The organism is Planctopirus hydrillae, from assembly GCF_001707835.1.
Classification (GTDB): Bacteria; Planctomycetota; Planctomycetia; order Planctomycetales; family Planctomycetaceae; genus Planctopirus; species Planctopirus hydrillae.
Map to the genome: position 1 here is coordinate 89,753 of NZ_LYDR01000027.1, position 19,966 is coordinate 109,718.

14 protein-coding genes are annotated in these 19,966 nt (G+C 54.8%); 8 read left to right on the top strand and 6 right to left on the bottom strand.

The window, feature by feature from the left end:
* The first annotated feature begins 24 nt into the window (after positions 1-24).
* On the top strand, positions 25-2,616 hold the full coding sequence (locus A6X21_RS01980) for a zinc-dependent metalloprotease (RefSeq protein WP_068845710.1): 2,592 nt from the start codon (positions 25-27) through the stop codon (positions 2,614-2,616).
* A gap of 274 nt (positions 2,617-2,890) precedes the next feature.
* Here A6X21_RS01980 and A6X21_RS01985 read toward each other — a convergent pair whose 3' ends face one another.
* On the bottom strand, positions 2,891-3,247 hold the full coding sequence (locus tag A6X21_RS01985) for an STAS domain-containing protein (RefSeq protein WP_068845712.1): 357 nt from the start codon (positions 3,245-3,247) through the stop codon (positions 2,891-2,893).
* Between the two features lie 181 nt (positions 3,248-3,428).
* Here A6X21_RS01985 and larC point away from each other — a divergent pair, with 181 nt between their 5' ends.
* On the top strand, positions 3,429-4,928 hold the full coding sequence (gene larC / locus A6X21_RS01990; protein WP_068845715.1) for a nickel pincer cofactor biosynthesis protein LarC: 1,500 nt from the start codon (positions 3,429-3,431) through the stop codon (positions 4,926-4,928).
* 463 nt (positions 4,929-5,391) lie between these two features.
* The gene (locus tag A6X21_RS01995; protein WP_083233335.1) at positions 5,392-7,404 is read left to right on the top strand and encodes a c-type cytochrome domain-containing protein; all 2,013 of its coding nucleotides are present in this window, start codon (positions 5,392-5,394) and stop codon (positions 7,402-7,404) included.
* Between the two features lie 166 nt (positions 7,405-7,570).
* Here the strand turns inward: A6X21_RS01995 and ppk1 are convergent, their stop codons facing one another.
* From ppk1 to sucC, 5 genes are all read right to left on the bottom strand, one after another.
* The gene (ppk1, locus tag A6X21_RS02000; protein ID WP_068845719.1) at positions 7,571-9,733 is read right to left on the bottom strand and encodes a polyphosphate kinase 1; all 2,163 of its coding nucleotides are present in this window, start codon (positions 9,731-9,733) and stop codon (positions 7,571-7,573) included.
* 103 nt (positions 9,734-9,836) lie between these two features.
* Positions 9,837-11,438, bottom strand: a complete 1,602-nt coding sequence (locus A6X21_RS02005; protein ID WP_068845722.1) for a Ppx/GppA phosphatase family protein — start codon at positions 11,436-11,438, stop codon at positions 9,837-9,839.
* A 123-nt stretch (positions 11,439-11,561) separates the two neighbouring features.
* Entirely contained in the window at positions 11,562-12,563 is a 1,002-nt protein-coding gene (locus A6X21_RS02010) for an ROK family protein (protein ID WP_068845724.1), read from the bottom strand.
* Positions 12,564-12,825: 262 nt separating this feature from the next.
* The gene (gene sucD / locus A6X21_RS02015) at positions 12,826-13,728 is read right to left on the bottom strand and encodes a succinate--CoA ligase subunit alpha (RefSeq protein WP_068845726.1); all 903 of its coding nucleotides are present in this window, start codon (positions 13,726-13,728) and stop codon (positions 12,826-12,828) included.
* Between the two features lie 82 nt (positions 13,729-13,810).
* Positions 13,811-14,995 (bottom strand): ADP-forming succinate--CoA ligase subunit beta, encoded by a 1,185-nt coding sequence (sucC, locus tag A6X21_RS02020; RefSeq protein ID WP_068845728.1) that lies wholly within the window; start codon positions 14,993-14,995, stop codon positions 13,811-13,813.
* A gap of 286 nt (positions 14,996-15,281) precedes the next feature.
* Here sucC and A6X21_RS02025 point away from each other — a divergent pair, with 286 nt between their 5' ends.
* The 5 genes from A6X21_RS02025 to A6X21_RS02045 all read left to right on the top strand — a co-directional run bounded on the left by A6X21_RS02025 (position 15,282) and on the right by A6X21_RS02045 (position 19,919).
* Positions 15,282-16,310 carry a triphosphoribosyl-dephospho-CoA synthase gene (locus tag A6X21_RS02025; RefSeq protein ID WP_068845730.1) on the top strand — a complete coding sequence of 343 codons (1,029 nt, stop codon included), beginning with the start codon at positions 15,282-15,284 and terminating at the stop codon, positions 16,308-16,310.
* 191 nt (positions 16,311-16,501) lie between these two features.
* Entirely contained in the window at positions 16,502-16,987 is a 486-nt protein-coding gene (locus A6X21_RS02030) for a 6-pyruvoyl trahydropterin synthase family protein (RefSeq protein ID WP_068845731.1), read from the top strand.
* A gap of 195 nt (positions 16,988-17,182) precedes the next feature.
* Positions 17,183-17,449, top strand: a complete 267-nt coding sequence (locus A6X21_RS02035) for a hypothetical protein (RefSeq protein WP_068845733.1) — start codon at positions 17,183-17,185, stop codon at positions 17,447-17,449.
* Between the two features lie 212 nt (positions 17,450-17,661).
* A complete protein-coding gene (locus tag A6X21_RS02040; protein WP_068845771.1) occupies positions 17,662-18,291 on the top strand; it encodes an SGNH/GDSL hydrolase family protein in 630 nt (209 codons plus the stop codon).
* 401 nt (positions 18,292-18,692) lie between these two features.
* The gene (locus A6X21_RS02045; protein WP_068845735.1) at positions 18,693-19,919 is read left to right on the top strand and encodes an FAD-dependent oxidoreductase; all 1,227 of its coding nucleotides are present in this window, start codon (positions 18,693-18,695) and stop codon (positions 19,917-19,919) included.
* Positions 19,920-19,966 lie beyond the last annotated feature (47 nt).

The window sequence follows — 19,966 nt, forward strand, 5'->3', positions numbered from 1 at the left end:
CAAATCAGTTCCAAAGGATGATCTATGCGTAGAACGTGGTGGCTTGGGGCCTTACTCATTGTTGCCTCGGCAGTTACGGGGGACTGGGCCACATCCTCCTGCCAGGCCCAGGAAGCTGCACCTGACAAGTTTGCTCTGGCAACAAAAGGTGCCAAAAAGGTCGAAGGTCTCTGGACCATCTATTTCAAAGATCAGCAGGTACTGGTCGAATTCAAACCCGCTCAACTGCAGCAGGAATACCTCATGCTCTCTTCGCTGGCACGCGGTGTCAGTGGTGTGGGTGGTGGCTTCCTCTCCAGCGGCATGAGCTGGGGTGATGATGTCATCTGGACATTCCGCAAGGTGGGCGAAAAAGTTCATCTCCTGAAGAAGAATGTCCGCTTCAAAGCCAAACCCGGCAGCCCTGAAGCCACAGCCGTCCAACTCGCTTACAGCGACAGCATTATGTATGCCCTCCCCGTGATCGCAGAGTCGGGAAGTGGCATTCTCGTCGATATGACGCGAGTTTTCCTGAGCGATGACGAGCAGATTGGCCGCAATTTTGGCGGCAGCTTTGTGATGGATCGATCGACGATCAACAAGGTCAAAGGCTTCCCCAAGAACATGGAAATCGCCGTTAATGCGGTTTATTCCAGCTCGATGTCGATCGACACTGTCCCCGATTCCCGTGGTGTGCAAGTCGGTGTGCATTACAGCATCAGCCAGCTTCCATCCACAGGCTACAAACCTCGCAAAGCCGATGACCGGGTGGGTTACTTCCTCACAGCCACCAAGGACTTCTCCGACAACGCCGATCCTCAGCACTTTGTGCGTTACATTACCCGCTGGGATCTGCAGAAGGCTGATCCTTCCGCCCGACTCTCGCCACCTAAAGATCCCATCATTTTCTACATGGAAAAGACCATTCCTATCAATCTGCGGCCTGTCGTTCGAGCCGGTATTGAAGAGTGGAACAAAGCCTTCGAGAAAGTTGGTTTTGCCAACGCCATCGAAGTTCGCCAGCAGCGAGACGACGACGACTGGGATCCGGAAGACGTGCGTTACAACACGTTCCGCTGGATTACCGCTGATGCCGGCTTTGCCATCGGACCATCACGTGTGAATCCACTCACAGGTCAGATTCTCGACGCCGACATTCTCTTCGATGCCGGCTTCCTCAGGTCGTGGGCACGGGATTACAACCTGTTCGCTACGCCCAGCGATAAAGCCAACGGTCTCTTTGATCTTCAGGCCAAACCCGAAGCCACTGTGGCGATGCCAGGCAATGACCGTCTGTGCCAGTTGACCACAGGGATGCAGCGGCAGATGGGTGTGGCGGCAGCCGCTCTCTTCGCACGCGGCGACATGACAAAAGATGGCAAACTTCCCGAAGAATACATCGAGCAGGCACTCAAGGAAGTCGTCATGCACGAAGTGGGCCATACACTGGGCCTGAGGCATAACTTCAAAGCCAGTGCCTGGAAATCCCTCGCGGATATTGAAGACCCCGCCAAAGCCAACGAAGCGACGGTCGCCTCAGTAATGGATTACTGCCCGGTCAGCATTGCCCTTCCCGGCAAGCCACAAGGTGCTTACTACACCAAAACCATCGGGCCATACGATTACTGGGCCATCGAATATGGTTACAAACCAATCAGTGGCGACGAACCGGCCGAGCTGAAGAAGATCGCCAGCCGCTCCGCTGAACCTGGTCTCGACTATTCGACTGACGAAGATACCCGCCCCAGCGATGCTGACCCCTATTCAAACCGCTTCGATATGGGGAATGATATTTCGGCCTTTGCCAAACGTCAGATGACTCTCGTCAATGAACTGCTGCCCAAGGTCGTGGAAAAGATCGCTGTCGAAGGGGATGGCTATCAGAATGTCCGGCTCGCGTTCAACCACCTGCTCGGTGAATACTGGGAGACGGCTAACTTTGCGGCTCGTCTGCCAGGTGGTTTGCAGGTCGCTCGCGATCACAAGGGCGATGCCAATGCCCGCGCACCGTTCCGTGTCATGGATGCCAAACAACAGCGGGCCGCCACTCAGCTCCTGGCGGAAATGGCCTTCGCTGCCCCCAAGCTCGACCCAAATGTGGTTAACTTCCTGGCAACCAATAAGTGGTCGCACTGGGGAACCACGACACCCGCACGACAGGATCTGGCATTGCATCAGCTCGTTGAAACACAGCAACTCAAGCTGCTCAGCCAGTTGATGTCATCGCTCACACTCTCGCGCATTCAAGACAATGAGCGCAAAGTGGGTGCTGATGATGATGCCTACACACTTGCCGAGCATATGGATCTGATCATTGTGCCGGTCTTCAGCGAACTGAACGATCCAGCCGCTGGCGACTACACCGCCCGCAAGCCACTGGTCGACAGCTACCGCCGCAACCTGCAGCGGGCCATCATCAAGGCACTCGGCTCAATGGCCACCCGACCTACGGGTGCACCCGATGATGCCCGTGTCCTGGCTCGCACTCACCTCGATGCGATCAAGGCCAAGATCGAAGCAGCCCAAAAGAAGGACGGCGTCAAACTCGATCCTTACACCGCTGCACACCTGGCCGACCTCAAATCGAAAATCGAACTGGTCGAGAAAGCCCAACTCTCCATCAGTTCCGTCGACTAATGCCCTTACGGGCTTTGGGGCAGCGTATGCGGGCCAGTCGATCAAAAGACAATTGGGGTTTACGCTGCCAGAGAGTTGATTAACAAAACAAACCCCGGTCACTCAGTTTCACAACTCAGTAACCGGGGTTTTTCGTTGTTACAAAAAGGCAACTTTTTCACGGTTTCCACGATTTATCAGCACTTATGTGCCATGCTTGCGGCTCTGAGCAAGCATGCTTTAAGCAACCTCAGCGCACCATTAAATCATGGAGCGATTGACACCTTCGGCCGATTCACGTGGCCATGGCTGCGAGTGCTTCCTGCTTTGTGTTGTAGCGTGGCCAGACTTCATCGATATGAGTCACCTGCAGCACTTCCACGCAATAAGGTGAGACGCTGCACAGGGCGAAAACTCCCTGCTGATCTTCTTTAATTCTCTTCCAGCCGCGAACCAGCAATTCGATAAACGAAGAGCCGAAGAACTCGACACCCTCAAGATCAATAAGAACTTTCCTCGGCTGCGCCCCTTGCATGGCAGCGAGAAATGTGGAGGCAATCTGTTCAACTTCGGTTTCACGCAATCTTTGAAAGACTGCTGGAAACGAAATCACGGTCACCTGCGCTTCGTGAGTGACACGGATGTCGGCCATAAATGCCATTCCTGTTTTACGACTGGCTCAAAGTGGAGGCCGGTCAGTGAATTCACTGGCGGCGAGGAATCTGTATTGTGCCGACTTCTCTCGCACTTGCCAAACCTGCCCGAAAAACGTCAATCTCTTGGCCAATTGATCTCTATCACAAATAGGCAACATGGCCAGGGAATGAAGCAGCATGAGAATTGCGTACCTCGATTGCGCCAGTGGAATCAGTGGAGATATGACCGTGGCGGCACTGGTTGATGCCGGTGTCGAGGAACTCGCACTCGAAACCGCGATCAACTCGCTGCGCTTGCCGGGAGTTCGGATCGAATTCGAAACGGTGATGCGGGGTGGCTTTCGAGCCCGGCACATGAAAGTCCATCATCCGGAACAGCACGCCCATCGCTATCTGGCCGATATCTACGAAATCCTTGATCGTGCGGATGAATTGACCATCCGACAAAGGCTTCTGGCCAAGCGGATCTTCCAGGAAATCGCCATTGCCGAGGCTCATGTGCATGGCTCAACCATGGAGAAAATCCACTTCCACGAAGTCGGAGCCATCGATTCGATTGTGGATATCACAGCCGCCGCGGTGGGATTCGATCTCCTGGGTGTCGATGAAATTCTGGCCAGCCCGACTCCCACCGGTCGTGGGGATGTCATGATTGCTCATGGGCGCTGCCGGATTCCCACGCCAGGGACAGCCGAACTTCTCAAGGGGATTCCCCTCGCGCAGGAAGACCTCCCTTACGAGCTGACAACTCCCACGGGGGCTGCCATTCTGCGGGTGCTGGTCAACCGGTTCACGCTGGGTGTTCCGGAAATGGTGATTGAAAAAGTTGGACATGGCGCGGGAACTCGCGACATGCCGGAACGGGCGAACATTCTGCGGCTGTTTGTGGGTGAGGCCATTGCCGACCCCGAGAGCGACACCGTTCTGCTCATGGAGACAAATCTGGATGATGTCAGTGGAGAAGTGATCGGCTATGTCCGCGAGCAGCTTGCCACAGCGGGAGCATTTGATGTCTGGTTAACTTCGATCGACATGAAGAAGAACCGCCCGGGAGTGCTGTTGAGTCTCCTGTGCCACCCGGCTGACGGCCCGAAACTGGAAGCAATATTGTTCACTGAAACCGGCACGCTGGGAATCCGCCGCTCGATCATGCGACGATCCAAACGCACACGACAATCGGTGATCGTCGAGACAGAGTTTGGCCCCGTGGAAGGCAAACTCGGGCTGGGAACCCAACTGGCACCATCGTTTGCACCTGAGTTTGAAAGCTGTCGACAGGTGGCCGAACTGGCAGGCCGACCGATTCGTGAGATTTATCGGGCTGCTGAAGCCGCCTATCTCGTAAGTGGAACGCAGCCTCAGAAATCGATCGCACCAGAGAAGATCGCCACACGCCACTCCCACGATCACTCCCACGATCACTCCCACGATCATTCCCACGATCATTCCCACGACCATTCCCACGACCATTCCCACGACCATTCCCACGATCACTCCCACGATCACTCCCACGATCACTCCCACGATCACTCCCACGATCACTCCCACGATCACTCCCACGATCACTCCCACGATCACTCCCACGATCACTCCCACGATCACTCCCACGATCACTCCCACGATCACTCCCACGATCACTCCCACGATCATGGGCGAAGTGAGCACAAGCAGCCCTGAAGTGATGGATTCCCGGGCAGTTGCTTGAAGGAACGTCGAGTTGCTGCTAACCTTCATCACTTCTGACGGAATAAATTACTTCGCGGACGCTGAAACAACGGAGCGTTAAGGTCATGGGTGTTAAGAAAACTGGGCGGGGCCGCCGCAAGATTGGTCGCAAAAAGCGAAAGATGCGGGCTCGAATTCGTCATCGTAAGTAATTGATAACATTGAGCTTATACAGTCGAAGCTTTGACTGGATCAGCCACATGCATTCTTCCAGACCATGTCACACCAGTTCCTGACTGGCGTCTCATGGTCTGTTTGCATTGAGTCGTGCCAGTTTCAACAGACGATCTGCACGAAAAATCCACTCGAATCACACGACAGATCTGTGTAGTTTGATGGGTTCTAATAGCCTCTGCACGTGTAGAGACTTACCGACCCTGCCCAGACCAAACTATACAGAAGACACCCACTTGCCATGCCGAGACTATCTCACTTCGCCTGGCTTTCTGTCATGGCCCAGAGTATCCCAGGGAGCATGCCGATCGGAATCGGCATGCTCCCTGGCTTCGTCGGTGCGATCGCCTGCGGATTGATTTGTTCCACGACCTCATGGGCAGAAGAGACCCGTCCGCCAGAGGAATTGACGGTTGCCGTCGCTCAAACTTCCGAAGTGTGGAAGTCGGCCACCTCGCGCCGGATTGCTGCGGAAGAGGTCTTGTTGAATGCTCAGAATCAACTCAGGCGCACAGCCAAGCCACTGGATCCTGTACACGACCAACTTGGCGAAATCCGTCGTGAGCTGGACACCAGCCAGAAGGAGATCCGCGAGCTTCGCGAGAAGTTCGCCAAGTCGACCGTGAAAGACGATGAACTGGCCGGTGCCCCCTACCCTTCAGAAAAAGAGGCTGCCCTCCAGCGAAAAGTCATCGAACTCAAGCAGCGTCAGGAACCACTGCAGGAGCAGCTTCAACAGGCGGAACCCGAACTGAAAGGACTCCGCCAGGCCGTTGATCAAGCCCGTGAAGCATTCGAAGTTTTGACCATCGAAGAGGAAGCTCGACGCTTTGATCATCGTGTCGCTGAAACCCGCCTCACGGCATGGCTTCAAGCCGAAGAAACTCGTCAGGCACCCCGGGACGAAGATCTGAAAAACGGTCGATGGGGTGATGGAAAATTGACCTTCTCCAGGCACATTGCCCCACTGCTGGTCAAACATTGCTATGCCTGCCATAACAGCCGGGTGGCGGGAGGCAGCCTCAATCTGGAGAACTGGGCGAGCCTGCAGCGTGGTGGCGAATCCGGAGCCGTTCTTATCCCTTCCCGCCCCGAAGAGTCATCACTTTACACCGATTGCCGCGAAGGCTTAATGCCTAAAGATCAGCCTTCACTCTCTGATCATCAACTCGCATTATTGCGGCACTGGATTGAACAGGGTGCCTCGCCGGGTATCGGTCTCCACGAACAAACATCGATTGTGACGTTGGCTGGAGCAGCCAGCACAAATCCGGCGGTAAACTCCACAACTGTCACTCGACCGGTCGCCATCACCGCCCTGGCGATGCAACCGACTTCCGGCGAGATTGTCACATCTGGCTATGGGGAAGTTCTGGCCTGGGATCGAGCAGCACAGCTCTCACACCGCCTGCCGTTGCCATGTGAACGTGTTTTATCGCTGAGTTTTTCGCCCGATGGCCAGACGCTTGCCATCGCTTCCGGGAAGCCCGGCCGATGGGGTGCCATCGGCATTGCTCCCTGGCCACTCTCATCCGCAGGATCACCTGGCCAGCGAACCATTGCCATGACGGTCGATGAAGCCACTTCCGTTCGCTTTTCACCCGATGGCAAATGGCTGGCAACCGGCGGAACGGATCGGGCCATCCGCTGGTATGAAAGACAATCGCTCATCGAGTATCGACTTTCCGAAGATCATTCCGACTGGATTACCGCTCTGGCCTGGACACCTGACAGCCAGCGACTTCTCTCGGCCAGTCGAGACAAAACGATCAAAGTGGCCTCGGCCCGAACTGGCAATATTGAACTGACTTTTTCATCGCATACGAGCTCGATCAGTGATGTCGTTTGCCTTTCTGAGAAGCAGGCTGCCAGTATCGCTCAGGAAGCACAACTGCTGATCTGGAATATTGCAGATGGCAAAGTCGTACAGAAAGTGAAGCTCCCCGCAGCTCCTGTCCGCATCGCATACCGCCCTCCAAACTCTACTGCCGGGATCGAAGAATGCCTCGCTCTGGCACTACGCGATCAGCAGATCGTGCTGATTGGCGGTGATCCCGAAAAACGATCCATTACAAACCGTCTGAAACTTCCAGCGATGGCTCTTTCGCTGGCGTTTGATGGAACGACAGGCGATCTGCTGGCAGGCGATCAACAGGGCCGCCTTGTACGATTCCATGCGACCATGTTATCGAAAGAGAGCCAGGCCACGGACAGCAAGGCCAAGCCGATCGAGTGGCTGAATCAGCCCAGGTAAACTTCGCGTGCCACTATCCTGAGAATTGCCCGATGACAGAACAGTGTCTCGCGCAATGTGCCATGCTTGCGACGGGGTGGCTCTGAGCCAGAATGCCTTGAGCATCAACTCTTCGCTGTCATCTCCTGCGAAGTTCTCTCCTGCCAAATGGACTGCCCCGACAGAATCAGCGACTCAGCTTCTCCACATCAGAAGGGAGGTGTGGTTCCAGCATGGTGGGTCGCATTTGCTCAGCTTCCTGAACTTCCTCAGAAATCCTCGCATAGAGCTGAGCCTGGCTGCGAAACGGCTCTGTCCCCGCAGGAACAGCACTGCGAACATAACGCCCGTCAGGCATAAGTTTTCGAGCTTTGGCAGTATCCATGAAATGAGTCTTCAAAATACTGAGCAGCCTCGATTTGGCGGCCGGTGCATTGACCGGAACCAGAAGTTCGATCCGTCGATCCAGGTTTCGCGGCATCCAGTCGGCACTGGAAATGAAAACCAGTTCGTCTCCCCCATGATGAAAGTACAGAATCCGGCTATGTTCCAGAAATCGATCCACAATACTCGTGACGACGATGTTCTCACTTAATCCTTCAATGCCCGGTTTCAGGCAGCAGACGCCACGGACATTGAGCCGGATTTTGACACCCGCCTGAGACGCACGGTACAGCGCCTCAATCATCTTTTCATCAACCAGCGCGTTGAGCTTGGCGTGAATCATCGCTTTCTGGCCATGCTTCTTGCGGTCGATTTCGGCATCAATCAATTCGAGCAGTTTTTCACGCAACCCTAAGGGTGCTGCTTCCAGCCTGCGGAAACGCTGAGGCTGGCTGTAACCTGTGACTGCATGAAACAGCGCCGTCGCATCCGACCCTAAATCTTCATCGCAAGTAAAGAGACTGGCATCGACATACAGCCTCGATGTCATTTCATTGTAGTTGCCTGTTCCAAAGTGCATGTACCGCTGAATGCCATGCGGCTCTCTTCGAACCACGAGGCAGACTTTAGCATGCGTCTTGAGACCTTTGACGCCATAAATCACTTGAACTTCTGATCGTTCCAGATCGCGTGCCCACTCAATATTGCGGGCCTCATCAAAGCGGGCCTTGAGTTCCAGGACTGCCGTCACATACTTGCCATTCTGTGCCGCCCGCTTGAGAGCAGAGACAATCGGACTGTTGCGGCTGGTGCGGTATAACGTCTGCTTAATGGCGAGCACATCAGGATCAACAGCCGCCTCTTCGATAAACCGCACGACGGGATCGAAACTTTCGTAAGGGTGATACAGCAGAATGTCCCCTTTCGCGATCTCCTGAAAGATGCTTTGAGTCGCATCGATCCTGGGCGAATTGCGTGAGGGCCACGGCTTATCGCGATGCTGGTCGAACCCTTGAATCTCAAACACCCGCATCATGACGGTCAGATCCAGTGGCCCGTCGAGCAGATAGACATCCTGCTCGGAGACCTCTGTCACCTGCATCAGAAAGCTCAAAGTTTCTGTGGAAACCGTGGACGCAACTTCCAGCCGGACACAATCCCCTTCGCGGCGGGCATCGAGTGCCTCCACCATTTCCTTCAAGAGATCGCTCGCACCATCTTCGCGCAGTTCCATATCGGCATTGCGAGTCATGCGGAATGGGACGCATTCCAGAACCATCTCACCGGCAAAGAAGCTGCCAATGCAGATTTCCAGCAGGTTTTCCAGCAGAATGTAAGAATACCCACCCGCCTCATGAGGCAACGTGACAATGCGTTCACGCCCCCGTCCAAAGGGAATCACCGCGAACTTGGGTGAGTCATCGCTCTCACCTTTTAATCGCACACACAGATTCATTGTCTGATTGACGAGTTGCGGAAAATCATCATGGCCCGTCACTCGAATCGGAGTGAGAATTGGATAGATCTTCTGCTCGAAGACCTGCCGGATGACCGTATGTTGGCGATCCGAAAGCTCATCTTTGGTGACTCGACGGAGTTGATCGGCTTGCAACGCAGGTTCAATCTCTTTGAGCAGGCAGCGATACTGTTCCCTCACCATCTGATGTGTTCGCTGGCTGATGGCTTCCAGTTGCTCGATTGCCGTCAGGCCGGCAGGATCGCGCGACGTGTTCTGCTGTCGCCTCAGCATCTGCAAACTGCCCACACGCACCATGAAGAATTCGTCAAGATTCGAGGCGGTAATCGCCAGAAACTTGAGTCGCTCTAACAGCGGTGATGTCGCATCGAGTGCTTCATCGAGCACCCGCTGATTGAATTCGAGCCAGCTCAACTCGCGATTGAAAAAACGACTCTCCGCAGACTGTGAAACAGCAGATTGAGCAGGCTGGCTGGCTTTGGAATTCATAGGCGACTTCTTCAACAATAAACGGCGGATGATCGATAGCGATCCAAAGATTTCTCTGGTCAGTCAGGCTCAATGGCAGATCGCCACTGGATCAACACATGGCTTACTGCCTCAGTTTTCGGAGCAGAACCGACATTCCGTAGGTTTCCTCAAAAAGTGCTCCGGTCTGTTTCAGTGCCAGTTGTTCCAGAGCCAGATCTTCGACTTGAGGCAGACTGATCACCAGTCTCGAACCTTCCCGGGCGAACCACAATTCGTGCAGTCGCTGGCTGTGCGAAGCATCGAGAGCATCTGCCAGTCTTAACAGTGCCGCCATCTTCACGACCGCAATGCGCTGGTCGCGATCCAGTTGTGTAAAGCCAGTATGCGTCGGCTTGGGAGATGTCTTGCGATGATATCGGGCCGTCAACGCAATCAGCATCACATCCGTCCGGCTGAGACCGAACAACTCGCTGTTCAGAATGAGATACATCGAATGCTTATGATAGCCGCTCGGGCCAATATACAGACCGATTTCGTGCAGAAGTGCAGCGACAGTCAGCAGCAGTTCGAACCGGGGCTCCAGATGATGCTCTTCTCGTAAACCCTGAAACAGGATTTTGCAGAGTTTAGCCACATGCCGGGCATGAGCTTCAGCAAAGTTAAACTTCCTCCCGAGCTCAATCGCCGAACGCACCACCTGATTGCGAAAATCTTCATTAAGAGCCCCGTGCGAAGCCATGTCCGTCAGCATGCCATCGCGCAGATTGACGTTCGCCACATGAATCTCATCGAGTTGGAATGACTTCGCCATCTGGACGTAAGCCAGCAGTGCCGGCCCTAATGTCCCCGCATCAGGAAATGAAATGTGGTACTTGTGAACTATCTTGTCTTCATTCAGATCGAGAATCGTATTCGTCAACTGTTCGAGTTCATTCACTTTCAACCTGAGCATGCCATCATGGCCCACTTCGCCACCCAGTTGATGGGCGGCAAACCGCATATCGCCACCCAGTGCAACCATATTGCGGATTTCTGAACGATTCACATGCTGCGAGACCTGCTCGATCACACGCCGCATCTGTGTTTCCAGAATATGCCGGATCGTGACGCGGGAAGACTGATACGCTTCGATCGTTTCCCGCAGTCTCAATGAACCCAGCCGATAGGTCTGCGAAAACTGCACATCACAATTCTGGAGCACCAGAATTTCCGTACTACCCCCACCTACTTCGACAACCAGCGTTCCCCATTCGGCAAACTGTTTGTCGGATTTCAGCAGTGGCTGAACACCCAGGTAAGTAATCCGACTGACTTCGGCCTCGTCGATCACTTCGACCTGCAGACCAGTAGCGGTATAAATTCGATCCTGAAAGGCCAGTTTGTTCATCGACTCGCGAACAGCGCTTGTGGCCACCACACGAATCTGGTCAGGCCGGGAAAGTTCGTACTCCGCCAGAACTCGCCGATAACTGCGCAGCACGCGCACACACTCTTCAATGGTCGCTTTGTCGATCACACCCTTCGAAAAAACGTCCCGCCCCAGATGCACAGCTTGCGACAGCGTGCTGAGCAGATGCACCTCTCCCGATTCGTGAAGTTCAGCAATCGCCATGCGAATCGACGTGGCACCAATATCAATCACAGCCACCGGTCGAACATGCGCCGGCGAGCGGTGGCCTCCACCACTTTCGACACCCTCTAATCCTCTCAGACCTATCAACATGCCGGCCTCCTCCATGCTTCCCCGGTACCAATCACAGATTCATGCCAGGGCAGGGATCGAAACGCAACGTCTTTCAAGGGCGACTCGCCGGTCACTCGAACCATCTCCCGGGGGTTCCAGACATCAATTCTTGGCAGTCTTCTCTTCGACAAGATGACGAATCCAGGCGGCAGCACCCAGTGCGCCGGCATCATCTCCCAGCTTGGCAACTTTCACTTCGACAGCCCCTTCATAGGCGGGCATCACGTGACGTCCCAAAGCATTTTGAACTTCTTCCAGGAAGAGCTTGGGCAAAGCTTCCACCAATCCTCCCCCCAGCACAATCACATCAGGAAGCAACAGGTTGACAGTTCCTGCAATCGCGACACCGAGATGGTGGGCTCCATCGCGAACAATCTTTTCGACCACTGTGTCACCATCGCTGATGGCCTCAGCCAATGTGCCACTGCGAATGTTCGCCAGATCTGTTCCCGCCACCCGCATCAGATGGGGGGCCTGTCCACGATACGCCGCTTTGGCAATCTCGGCCGACATCGACAATCGACTCGCGACTGTTTCCAGGCATCCTCGGCGACCACAACCGCACATGGCCCCATTGGGCACCACCGGAATATGCCCCAATTCCAGGCAAGACGATTTGCGACCGCGGTAAATTCGCCCCTCATAGACGAGACCTGCACCAATCCCGGTCCCGGGAAAAACTCCTAAAGTCGTACGGGCACCAGAACCTGCTCCAAAGCGATGCTCACCATACACACCAGCATCCACATCGTTGAGGATGGTGGCTTCGCAACCAAATCGCTTTTCGAGAATCTCCTTCAGTGGCACATTCTTCCAACCCAGATTCGGAGACTCGACAATGATCCCCTTGTCGAGATCCAACGGCCCGGGGCAACCCACTGCGATCCCGCGCAATTGCGAGACAGAAACATCCAGTTCCACAAGCAGCTTTTCAATGCTGTTGCAAATTCGCTCCACACCCGCTTCGGCACCTTCATGCCCGCGGGTTTTCTTTCTCCGATGGCCCACAGGTTGCAGCTTGCGGTCAAACAGACCGGCATGCATTTTTGTGCCGCCTAAATCAAACCCCAGCCAGTATCCATCATCATGCGAGGCTGCAATCATGCAAGGGTCTTCCTGTGGAGGATGGACTCACCGATTCGAGGAGACTGTCGCCAGACCACACGAGGCAAAACGCACTCGCATGATCTTCCCATCGCCATCTTGATATGACTCAGTCGGAATCACCAGTTTCAATCAATCAGCGGATTCGCAACGACACTCGATATCATCGACCCCACCGGAACTGGGCAAATCCCCTGCTCCGGCGGGGTCTCGTCAGCATCATTGCATCCTTCGCCAGCATGACTCTCTCAGCGAGGAAAGTCTACTTGCGATTGTCGATCGCTTTCTTCAAAGCCACACCCATCTCGCCCGGGCTGCGTGCCACAACCACACCCGCAGCTTCCAGAGCCGCCATCTTTTCTTCGGCTGTCCCGGCACCACCCGAGATAATGGCCCCCGCATGACCCATGCGCTTGCCAGGAGGTGCCGTCTGGCCGGCAATGAATGCCGCCACTGGCTTGGTCACATGGGCCTTGATGTACTCAGCCGCCTTGATTTCGGCATTTCCACCAATTTCGCCAATCATCATGATCGCTTCAGTCCCGGGATCGTTCTGGAACATTTCGAGCAATTCGATATAAGGCGTCCCGATGATGGGATCCCCACCAATACCGACAGCGGTCGATTGCCCTAACCCCAGATTCCCCAGTTGCCATGTCGCTTCATAAGTGAGCGTACCGCTCTTGCTGATCAGTCCCACGGTCCCTGGTTTATGAATATAGCCGGGCATAATGCCAATCTTCGCCACACCGGGAGTGATCACACCCGGGCAGTTCGGCCCGATCAGACGCGATTTGGGATAAAAGGCCAACGCCTTCTTCACCCGCGCCATATCAAGAACCGGAATCCCTTCAGTAATGCAGACAATCAGTTCGATCCCGGCATCAGCCGCTTCCAGAATCGAATCGGCCGCAAAAGGAGGCGGTACGAAAATCAGCGAGCAGTTGGCTCCCGTCTTGGCACAGGATTCAGCAACGGTGTTAAAAACCGGAAAATCATCGACCGTCGTGCCCCCTTTGCCAGGTGTCACGCCGCCGACAAACACATCTTCACCAGGACGATGCTCTTTCGCATAGGCCCGGCACTGCTGACTATGAAACAGCCCGGCTTTGCCAGTAATCCCCTGGCAAATGATCTTGGTATTTTTATCCACAAGGATCGACATTTCGAGAATTCTTTCTACGACGATAGATACGTGATGTTCGGAAGATGAAGAAGTTCAAAACCTGTTGTGTGAATGCGCCGGACTAGGCAATCGAAGCGACGGCCTTCTTGGCAGCGTCAGTCAGATCCAGACCCGTCGTGATCTTCTTGCCACTTTCCGCCAACATCTTGCGGGCCAGTTCCACATTGGTTCCTTCGAGACGAACAACCAGCGGCACCTGAATACCAATCTTGTCGTAGGCCGTCAAAAGTGCTGTCACAATCGTGTCGCACTTCATGATGCCACCGAAAATGTTGACGAGAATCCCTTTGACGTTCTTATCAGCGAGGATAATGCGGAAGGCTTCTGTCACCTGATCAACATTGGCACCACCACCCACATCGAGGAAGTTGGCTGGCTCACCGCCGTGCAGTTTGATCAGATCCATGGTGGACATCGCCAGCCCGGCACCATTCACCAGGCAACCAAGATTGCCATCGAGCTTGACGTAGCTGAGGCCCCACTTCTGCGCTTCGATTTCAGATGGCTCTTCTTCGGCCAGATCGCGATAAGCCAAAACGTTCTGATGGCGGAAGAGTGCGTTGTCGTCAAACGTCACTTTGGCATCGAGAGCCAGCAGTTCGCCCTCTTCGGTCACGACCAGCGGATTGATTTCCGCCATGCTGCAATCGTTGTCGAGGAAGAATTTCGAAAGCTGCCGGAAGAATTTCTCGGCGTTCTTGAGAGCATTCCCTTCCAGACCCAGAGCAAAAGCCAGCTTGCGGGCCTGATAGCCTTCCAGACCATAGACGGGATCAAACGCTTCCGTGAGAATCTTCTCCGGATGATGAGCCGCCACCTCTTCGATATCCATGCCCCCTTCTGAAGAGACAATGATCACGGGGCCGGCCACTTCACGATCCACCACACAGGCCGCATACAGCTCGCGGGCAATCTTCAGACCCTGCTCGACCAGCAGCGTCTGCACTTTCTTACCCTCTTCGCCCGTCTGGATCGTCACGAGGGTATTGCCCAGCATGCGGCTGGCATGGGCGGCTGCATCCGCAGCCGACTTCACCAGCACCACCCCGGGCTGCTCGGGCTGCTCTTTGAACCGTCCCTTCCCTCGACCACCCGCATGAATCTGCGATTTAACGACAGCGACTGCTGTTCCCAGTTGACCGTAAGCGGCCTGAGCCTCTTCAGGTGTCTTGGCGACAATTCCGCGTGGTACAGCCACTCCGGCTTTGGCCAGAAGTTCTTTTGCCTGAAACTCGTGAATCTTCATGCATTGTTCCGTTACTTCGGTGGGCCCTGTCTCAGCACACTCTGAAACAGGTCGACAACCAGTTTCCCTGACGTGATCCTATGGGCTATTGTGCCCTTGCAGCGTCTGAGATGATATCGGGCCGGAGAGTGAGCTTCCAACAGACTCTGGCGAATTGGCAAAATTCTAAAGATCGAGAGCCCTTCACTTTGACGAAAGTCCTCTCACTCACCTCGTTTTCGACATCTCTCCCGCGAAAAATACGAAATCTGGCACCCGGCAGGCACCCACAGGAAACGCTTTTTTGATGCAAGTTTTTCAAGAGATCACGGAAACTCTTTCTCGCTGGCACGAGAACCAGGCCAGAAAATTCGACAAAACCCTTGAAAACCAGGCCCTTCTCCTTGGCGAGGCCATCGAGCTGGCGTGCCTTATCGAGGCGACTTCACGCAAAGCCGGGAATGTGCATCCCTGGACATCATTTGACGATCTCTCCTACGTCGATTTTTGCCATGCAGGCGAGTTACTGGCAAAGTTCAGCAGCCAGGCTGCACTCGAGCCCCAGCCGAGCCAGGAAGCCCCCGGCTCACTCGGAACGTGGATTGAACAGGCCGTGGCTGCATCGCAAAGCTCCTCCCCTTCTAATGTGAACCTCGGGATCGTCCTGCTGGTCGCTCCATTGGCCATGACCTGGCGAACTGGCATGACCCCTCGAACCGGCACAACACTGGAAAGCTGGCAAGAGGCTGTTGCCCATCTGATCGCGACATCAACCACCGCCGATGCAGCCGCCATGTACCGGGCAATTATGGCAGCCAAACCCGGCGGGCTGGGAAAAAGCACCACACAGGATGTGCGGGAAACTCCCACAATATCACTCCAGGAGGTCATGCATCTCGCTCGGGATCGTGATCAGATTGCGGCCTGCTATGCCGATGGTTTCGCCCGCCTGTTCCAACATTGGTTGCCACGCTTGGAACGGTGGATTGATGAGCAGTCTCAAGCGAATACAGATTCCTTGAGCCTTGCCTCCGGCTGGGAGTTTCCCCCCGCTTCGTGGGAAGTCGCGGCCATCGGATTACAACTGGAACTTCTCTCACAACAGGGCGATTCTCTGATTGCTCGGAAGCTGGGGGCTGAGTTCCATTCCGAGGTTCCCTTGCAGGCCCGAAACATCCTGGAAGCCGGCTGGCCCTATACGGCCACTGGCTGGCAGCTCTATCATACTTTTGACCAATGGCTGCGCGCCGACGGCCACCAACGCAACCCCGGCACGACCGCCGACCTCATCGCCGCCACCTGGTTAGTTTATCTTTGCACGATTCTATCTGCGTAGCGTCCGCGATGCGGACGACCGTTTGTGTAGGGTCCGCTATGCGGACCAAATTCGACACGCCAACGTCATCCACCTCAATGAATCAAGTAAACTTCTGACAAACCAACAGCCATTTCACACTCAACATGGTCCGCACAGCGGACCCTACTTCACAACCATCAACCATCAACCATCAACCAAGAACCCCCACCATGCCCGAATTCCGCGTTCGCGTCACCAAAGACCATCTCGTTTTCAGCGCCGCCCACTTCATCACCTTTAACGGCAACATCTGCGAGCGGCTGCACGGCCACAACTGGCGAGTCGCTGTCGAGTTGACTGGCCCGCTCGATGAAAACAGCTATGTATTCGATTTCATCGCACTTCGGGATGCAACGCAGAAGCTCGTCCATGAGCTGGATCACAAAGTCCTCTTGCCGCTCCAGCATCCGACCATCAAAGTCGAAGTTGGTCCGAAAGAAGTCGAAGCGAAGTTCGAGGATCGCCGCTGGGTCTTTCCTCTGGAAGACTGCGCCCTGCTCCCCATTGCCAACACAACGGCTGAACTCCTGGCCGACTGGTTCGCAAAGCATTTGTGCGAAGTCGTCCGCGCCTGGCCTGGCCAGCAGGTGAAGTACGTACAGGCAGAAGTCGAAGAAAACTTCGGCCAATGGGGCATCTGCAAACTGGAAGTGTAGTCGAGGGGAGAAGGGAATAAAGCAGGAAGGAAAGAAGCCAGCATTTCGTAGGGCAGGCTCCCGCCTGCCGATTGCATTCTCTCATGTGTCGGGTGCATGGAGTCCTCGGAATGCACCATCCTTGCGTTGACCAACCAAAGATGGTGCGATAACAGAGACCCTGCAAATCATGCCGTTATTAATCGGATGACGCCCATGCCCCGAACCATGCATCGAGCCGATGTCGCGGTGATCATTGCTATTGTGCTGTACGTTGGATCGTTCCTGGTCCTCTCGCGCATTGGTATTCGCGAGGCACAAAGGTATCACTCGCATGGGTATTACTTTATCGAACCCATTAATACATCCCGCGATCACATCAACTTTTCTCTATATGTCTTCTACTGGCCGCTCGTGCAAATCGACTATTTTTTCAACGGAGGTAACGGACCAGCCATTCCACCACTCCGCGAGATAAATTAATCAACATCGCAGTTCCGTAGGGCAGGCTCCCGCCTGCCACTAACGACCTTCCAAACGTAGGGTGCATGGAGTCCTCGGAATGCACCACCCTTGCGTTGATCAACCAAAAATGGTGCATTGGCATGCACCCGACAAGAAATACTCTCCATTCGTGGGATCCCGATCGGCGTTTCATCAAACCGGCGCTTTATGACAATTCGCGAGCCTCTCTCATGCCCCATGCCGCGCTGCTTGGCGATTCGATTTTCGATAACGCGGCTTACGTGGCTGAAGGTTCGCCGGTGATTGAGCACTTGCGGAAAAGGTTGCCGACAGACTGGCAGGCCACACTTCTCGCCCGCGATGGAGCCGTCGTAGAGAATGTTCCCCGACAATTGCAAGCCATTCCTGATGGGACATCCCATCTGGTACTCAGTGCCGGAGGCAACAACGCTCTGGAAAGTGCCCCGCTCTTTCGATCCAGCGGAGCGGATCTGCCAGCACTACTTCATGATCTGGCGGACATGCAGCGACAGTTTCAATCGGAATACCGGCAGCTACTTCGTCTGCTGGCACACCGCATTTCGAACATCGTCGTTTGCACGATCTATGACTCAATCCCGGGCATGACGATCACAGATCGAATGGGATTGTCTCTGTTCAACGATATCATCACTCGCGAGGCCATTTTGGCGGGATTTCCAGTACTCGACCTGCGGTTGATCTGCGACGAGGATCGTGACTATTCTTCGATCTCACCGATCGAACCGTCGGAGATCGGTGGATCAAAAATTGCCCGTGCGATCGCCTTGATTTTACGCAGCCATGATTTCTCACTGGGGAGAACCGTGATCTATTCCTGAATTCCCCTTGGGCAATTTCGCAGTTCCGGAGGGCAGGCTCCCACCTGCCACTATCGACCGTCCAAACGTAGGATGCATGGAGTCCTCGGAATGCACCAGCCTTGCCGACGTTTCTCAACAGGCTGATTCCAACGGTCGAGCCGACTCTTCCATCTCCGTAGAGCAGGCTCCCGCCTGCCTATTGCCTTCTCTCGCTTGCACGGTGCATGGAGTCTTCGGAATACACCATGCTTGCACACATCACGAAGTTCGTGCATGCGCGTGCACTGTGATGGTCGATGGACGTGATATGCCCATGCTGCGGCATCGGCAGGCAGGAGCCTGTCCGACACGTTGACTGATCGCCGCCCCCGGAAACAGCGGGTTACCCACACCAATCGCCAGGCTGGAAGAGAACCAAGATGATTCAGACGCAATGCTGCGTAGTGGGTGGCGGGCCAGCCGGCCTCATGCTGGGCTGCCTGTTGGCACGCTCAGGAGTCAAAGTCATCGTGCTGGAAAAGCATGGTGATTTCTTCCGGGATTTCCGGGGAGATACCATCCATCCTTCCACTCTCGAACTCCTCTACGAACTGGGTCAACTGGAAGCGTTCCGAGCCCAGGTTCCCCACCAGGAGTACCCGAGTCTCAAGGTAGTACTCGATGGCCACGTCTTTGATGGGCCTGATTTCACGACTTTGCCGACACATTGTAAGTTTATGGCCATTGCTCCCCAGTGGGATTTTCTCAATTTCCTGGCCGAATACGCCTCGAAATTTGAGACGTTCCAACTGATGATGAACACCGAAGCGAAAGACCTCGTGTTTGAGAACGGCGAGATCGTGGGAGTGAAAGCGATCCACGATGGCGAAGAGTATGAAATCCGTGCCGATCTTGTGGTCGCCGCCGATGGTCGCGGCTCCCGATTACGCACTCAGGCCGACTTGCACGTGCAGGAAATCGGTGTCCCCATCGACGTCTTGTGGTACCACCTGCCCAAAACCATGGAAGATCCGCAAGGCCACGTCCTCGGTCGAGTGGGCAACGGCCAGATGATGGTCACGATTGATCGTGGAGATTACTTCCAGTGCGGCACAGTGATTGGTAAAGGCAAGCTGGACCAGATTCAGGCCGATGGCCTGGAGGCTTTCCGCGAGAAGGTCATACAACTCGCCCCATTCCTGGAAGAAGCCACAAAATCGATCAAAAGCTGGGATCAGGTCAAGCTCCTCTCCGTCCAGATCAATCGGCTCAATGAATGGGCCAGACCTGGCTTCCTTTGTATTGGAGACTCTGCCCACGCCATGTCGCCAGCCGGTGGCGTCGGTGTGAACATGGCCATTCAGGATGCCGTGGCAACATCAAATCTGCTGGGAGAAAAACTCCGCGAAGGGAAAGTAACGCTGGACGATCTGCATCTGGTGCAACTGCGGCGTGAGAAGCCCGTGAAGTTCATCCAGAAAATCCAGGCATTCGCTCATGCGAAAATCTTCAACCCCAATGAAGGCTTTCGCGCCAAAGGCGTGGGCATGTGGATCTTCCGCTGGATGATCTTCTTCATGGCGAACCCCGTACGCAGACGCATGGCCCGCATGATCGGCCTGGGCCCCTTGCCAGAACACATCGAAACAGCCGAATACCATTCCTGACGCCAAACTGCAGAATCAACTTCAAGGATCGACACACGTCGCAGGTC

What these genes read in the sequence shown, in the direction of transcription:
- sucC (WP_068845728.1), bottom strand. Translation starts at nt 14,995, where the DNA reads ATGAAGATTCACGAGTTTCAGGCAAAAGAACTTCTGGCCAAAGCCGGA.
- A6X21_RS02005 (WP_068845722.1), bottom strand. Translation starts at nt 11,438, where the DNA reads ATGTTGATAGGTCTGAGAGGATTAGAGGGTGTCGAAAGTGGTGGAGGC.
- A6X21_RS02025 (WP_068845730.1), top strand. Translation starts at nt 15,282, where the DNA reads ATGCAAGTTTTTCAAGAGATCACGGAAACTCTTTCTCGCTGGCACGAG.
- larC (WP_068845715.1), top strand. Translation starts at nt 3,429, where the DNA reads ATGAGAATTGCGTACCTCGATTGCGCCAGTGGAATCAGTGGAGATATG.
- A6X21_RS02035 (WP_068845733.1), top strand. Translation starts at nt 17,183, where the DNA reads ATGCCCCGAACCATGCATCGAGCCGATGTCGCGGTGATCATTGCTATT.
- A6X21_RS01980 (WP_068845710.1), top strand. Translation starts at nt 25, where the DNA reads ATGCGTAGAACGTGGTGGCTTGGGGCCTTACTCATTGTTGCCTCGGCA.
- sucD (WP_068845726.1), bottom strand. Translation starts at nt 13,728, where the DNA reads ATGTCGATCCTTGTGGATAAAAATACCAAGATCATTTGCCAGGGGATT.
- A6X21_RS02030 (WP_068845731.1), top strand. Translation starts at nt 16,502, where the DNA reads ATGCCCGAATTCCGCGTTCGCGTCACCAAAGACCATCTCGTTTTCAGC.
- A6X21_RS02010 (WP_068845724.1), bottom strand. Translation starts at nt 12,563, where the DNA reads ATGATTGCAGCCTCGCATGATGATGGATACTGGCTGGGGTTTGATTTA.
- A6X21_RS02040 (WP_068845771.1), top strand. Translation starts at nt 17,662, where the DNA reads ATGCCCCATGCCGCGCTGCTTGGCGATTCGATTTTCGATAACGCGGCT.
- A6X21_RS01995 (WP_083233335.1), top strand. Translation starts at nt 5,392, where the DNA reads ATGCCGAGACTATCTCACTTCGCCTGGCTTTCTGTCATGGCCCAGAGT.
- A6X21_RS01985 (WP_068845712.1), bottom strand. Translation starts at nt 3,247, where the DNA reads ATGGCCGACATCCGTGTCACTCACGAAGCGCAGGTGACCGTGATTTCG.
- A6X21_RS02045 (WP_068845735.1), top strand. Translation starts at nt 18,693, where the DNA reads ATGATTCAGACGCAATGCTGCGTAGTGGGTGGCGGGCCAGCCGGCCTC.
- ppk1 (WP_068845719.1), bottom strand. Translation starts at nt 9,733, where the DNA reads ATGAATTCCAAAGCCAGCCAGCCTGCTCAATCTGCTGTTTCACAGTCT.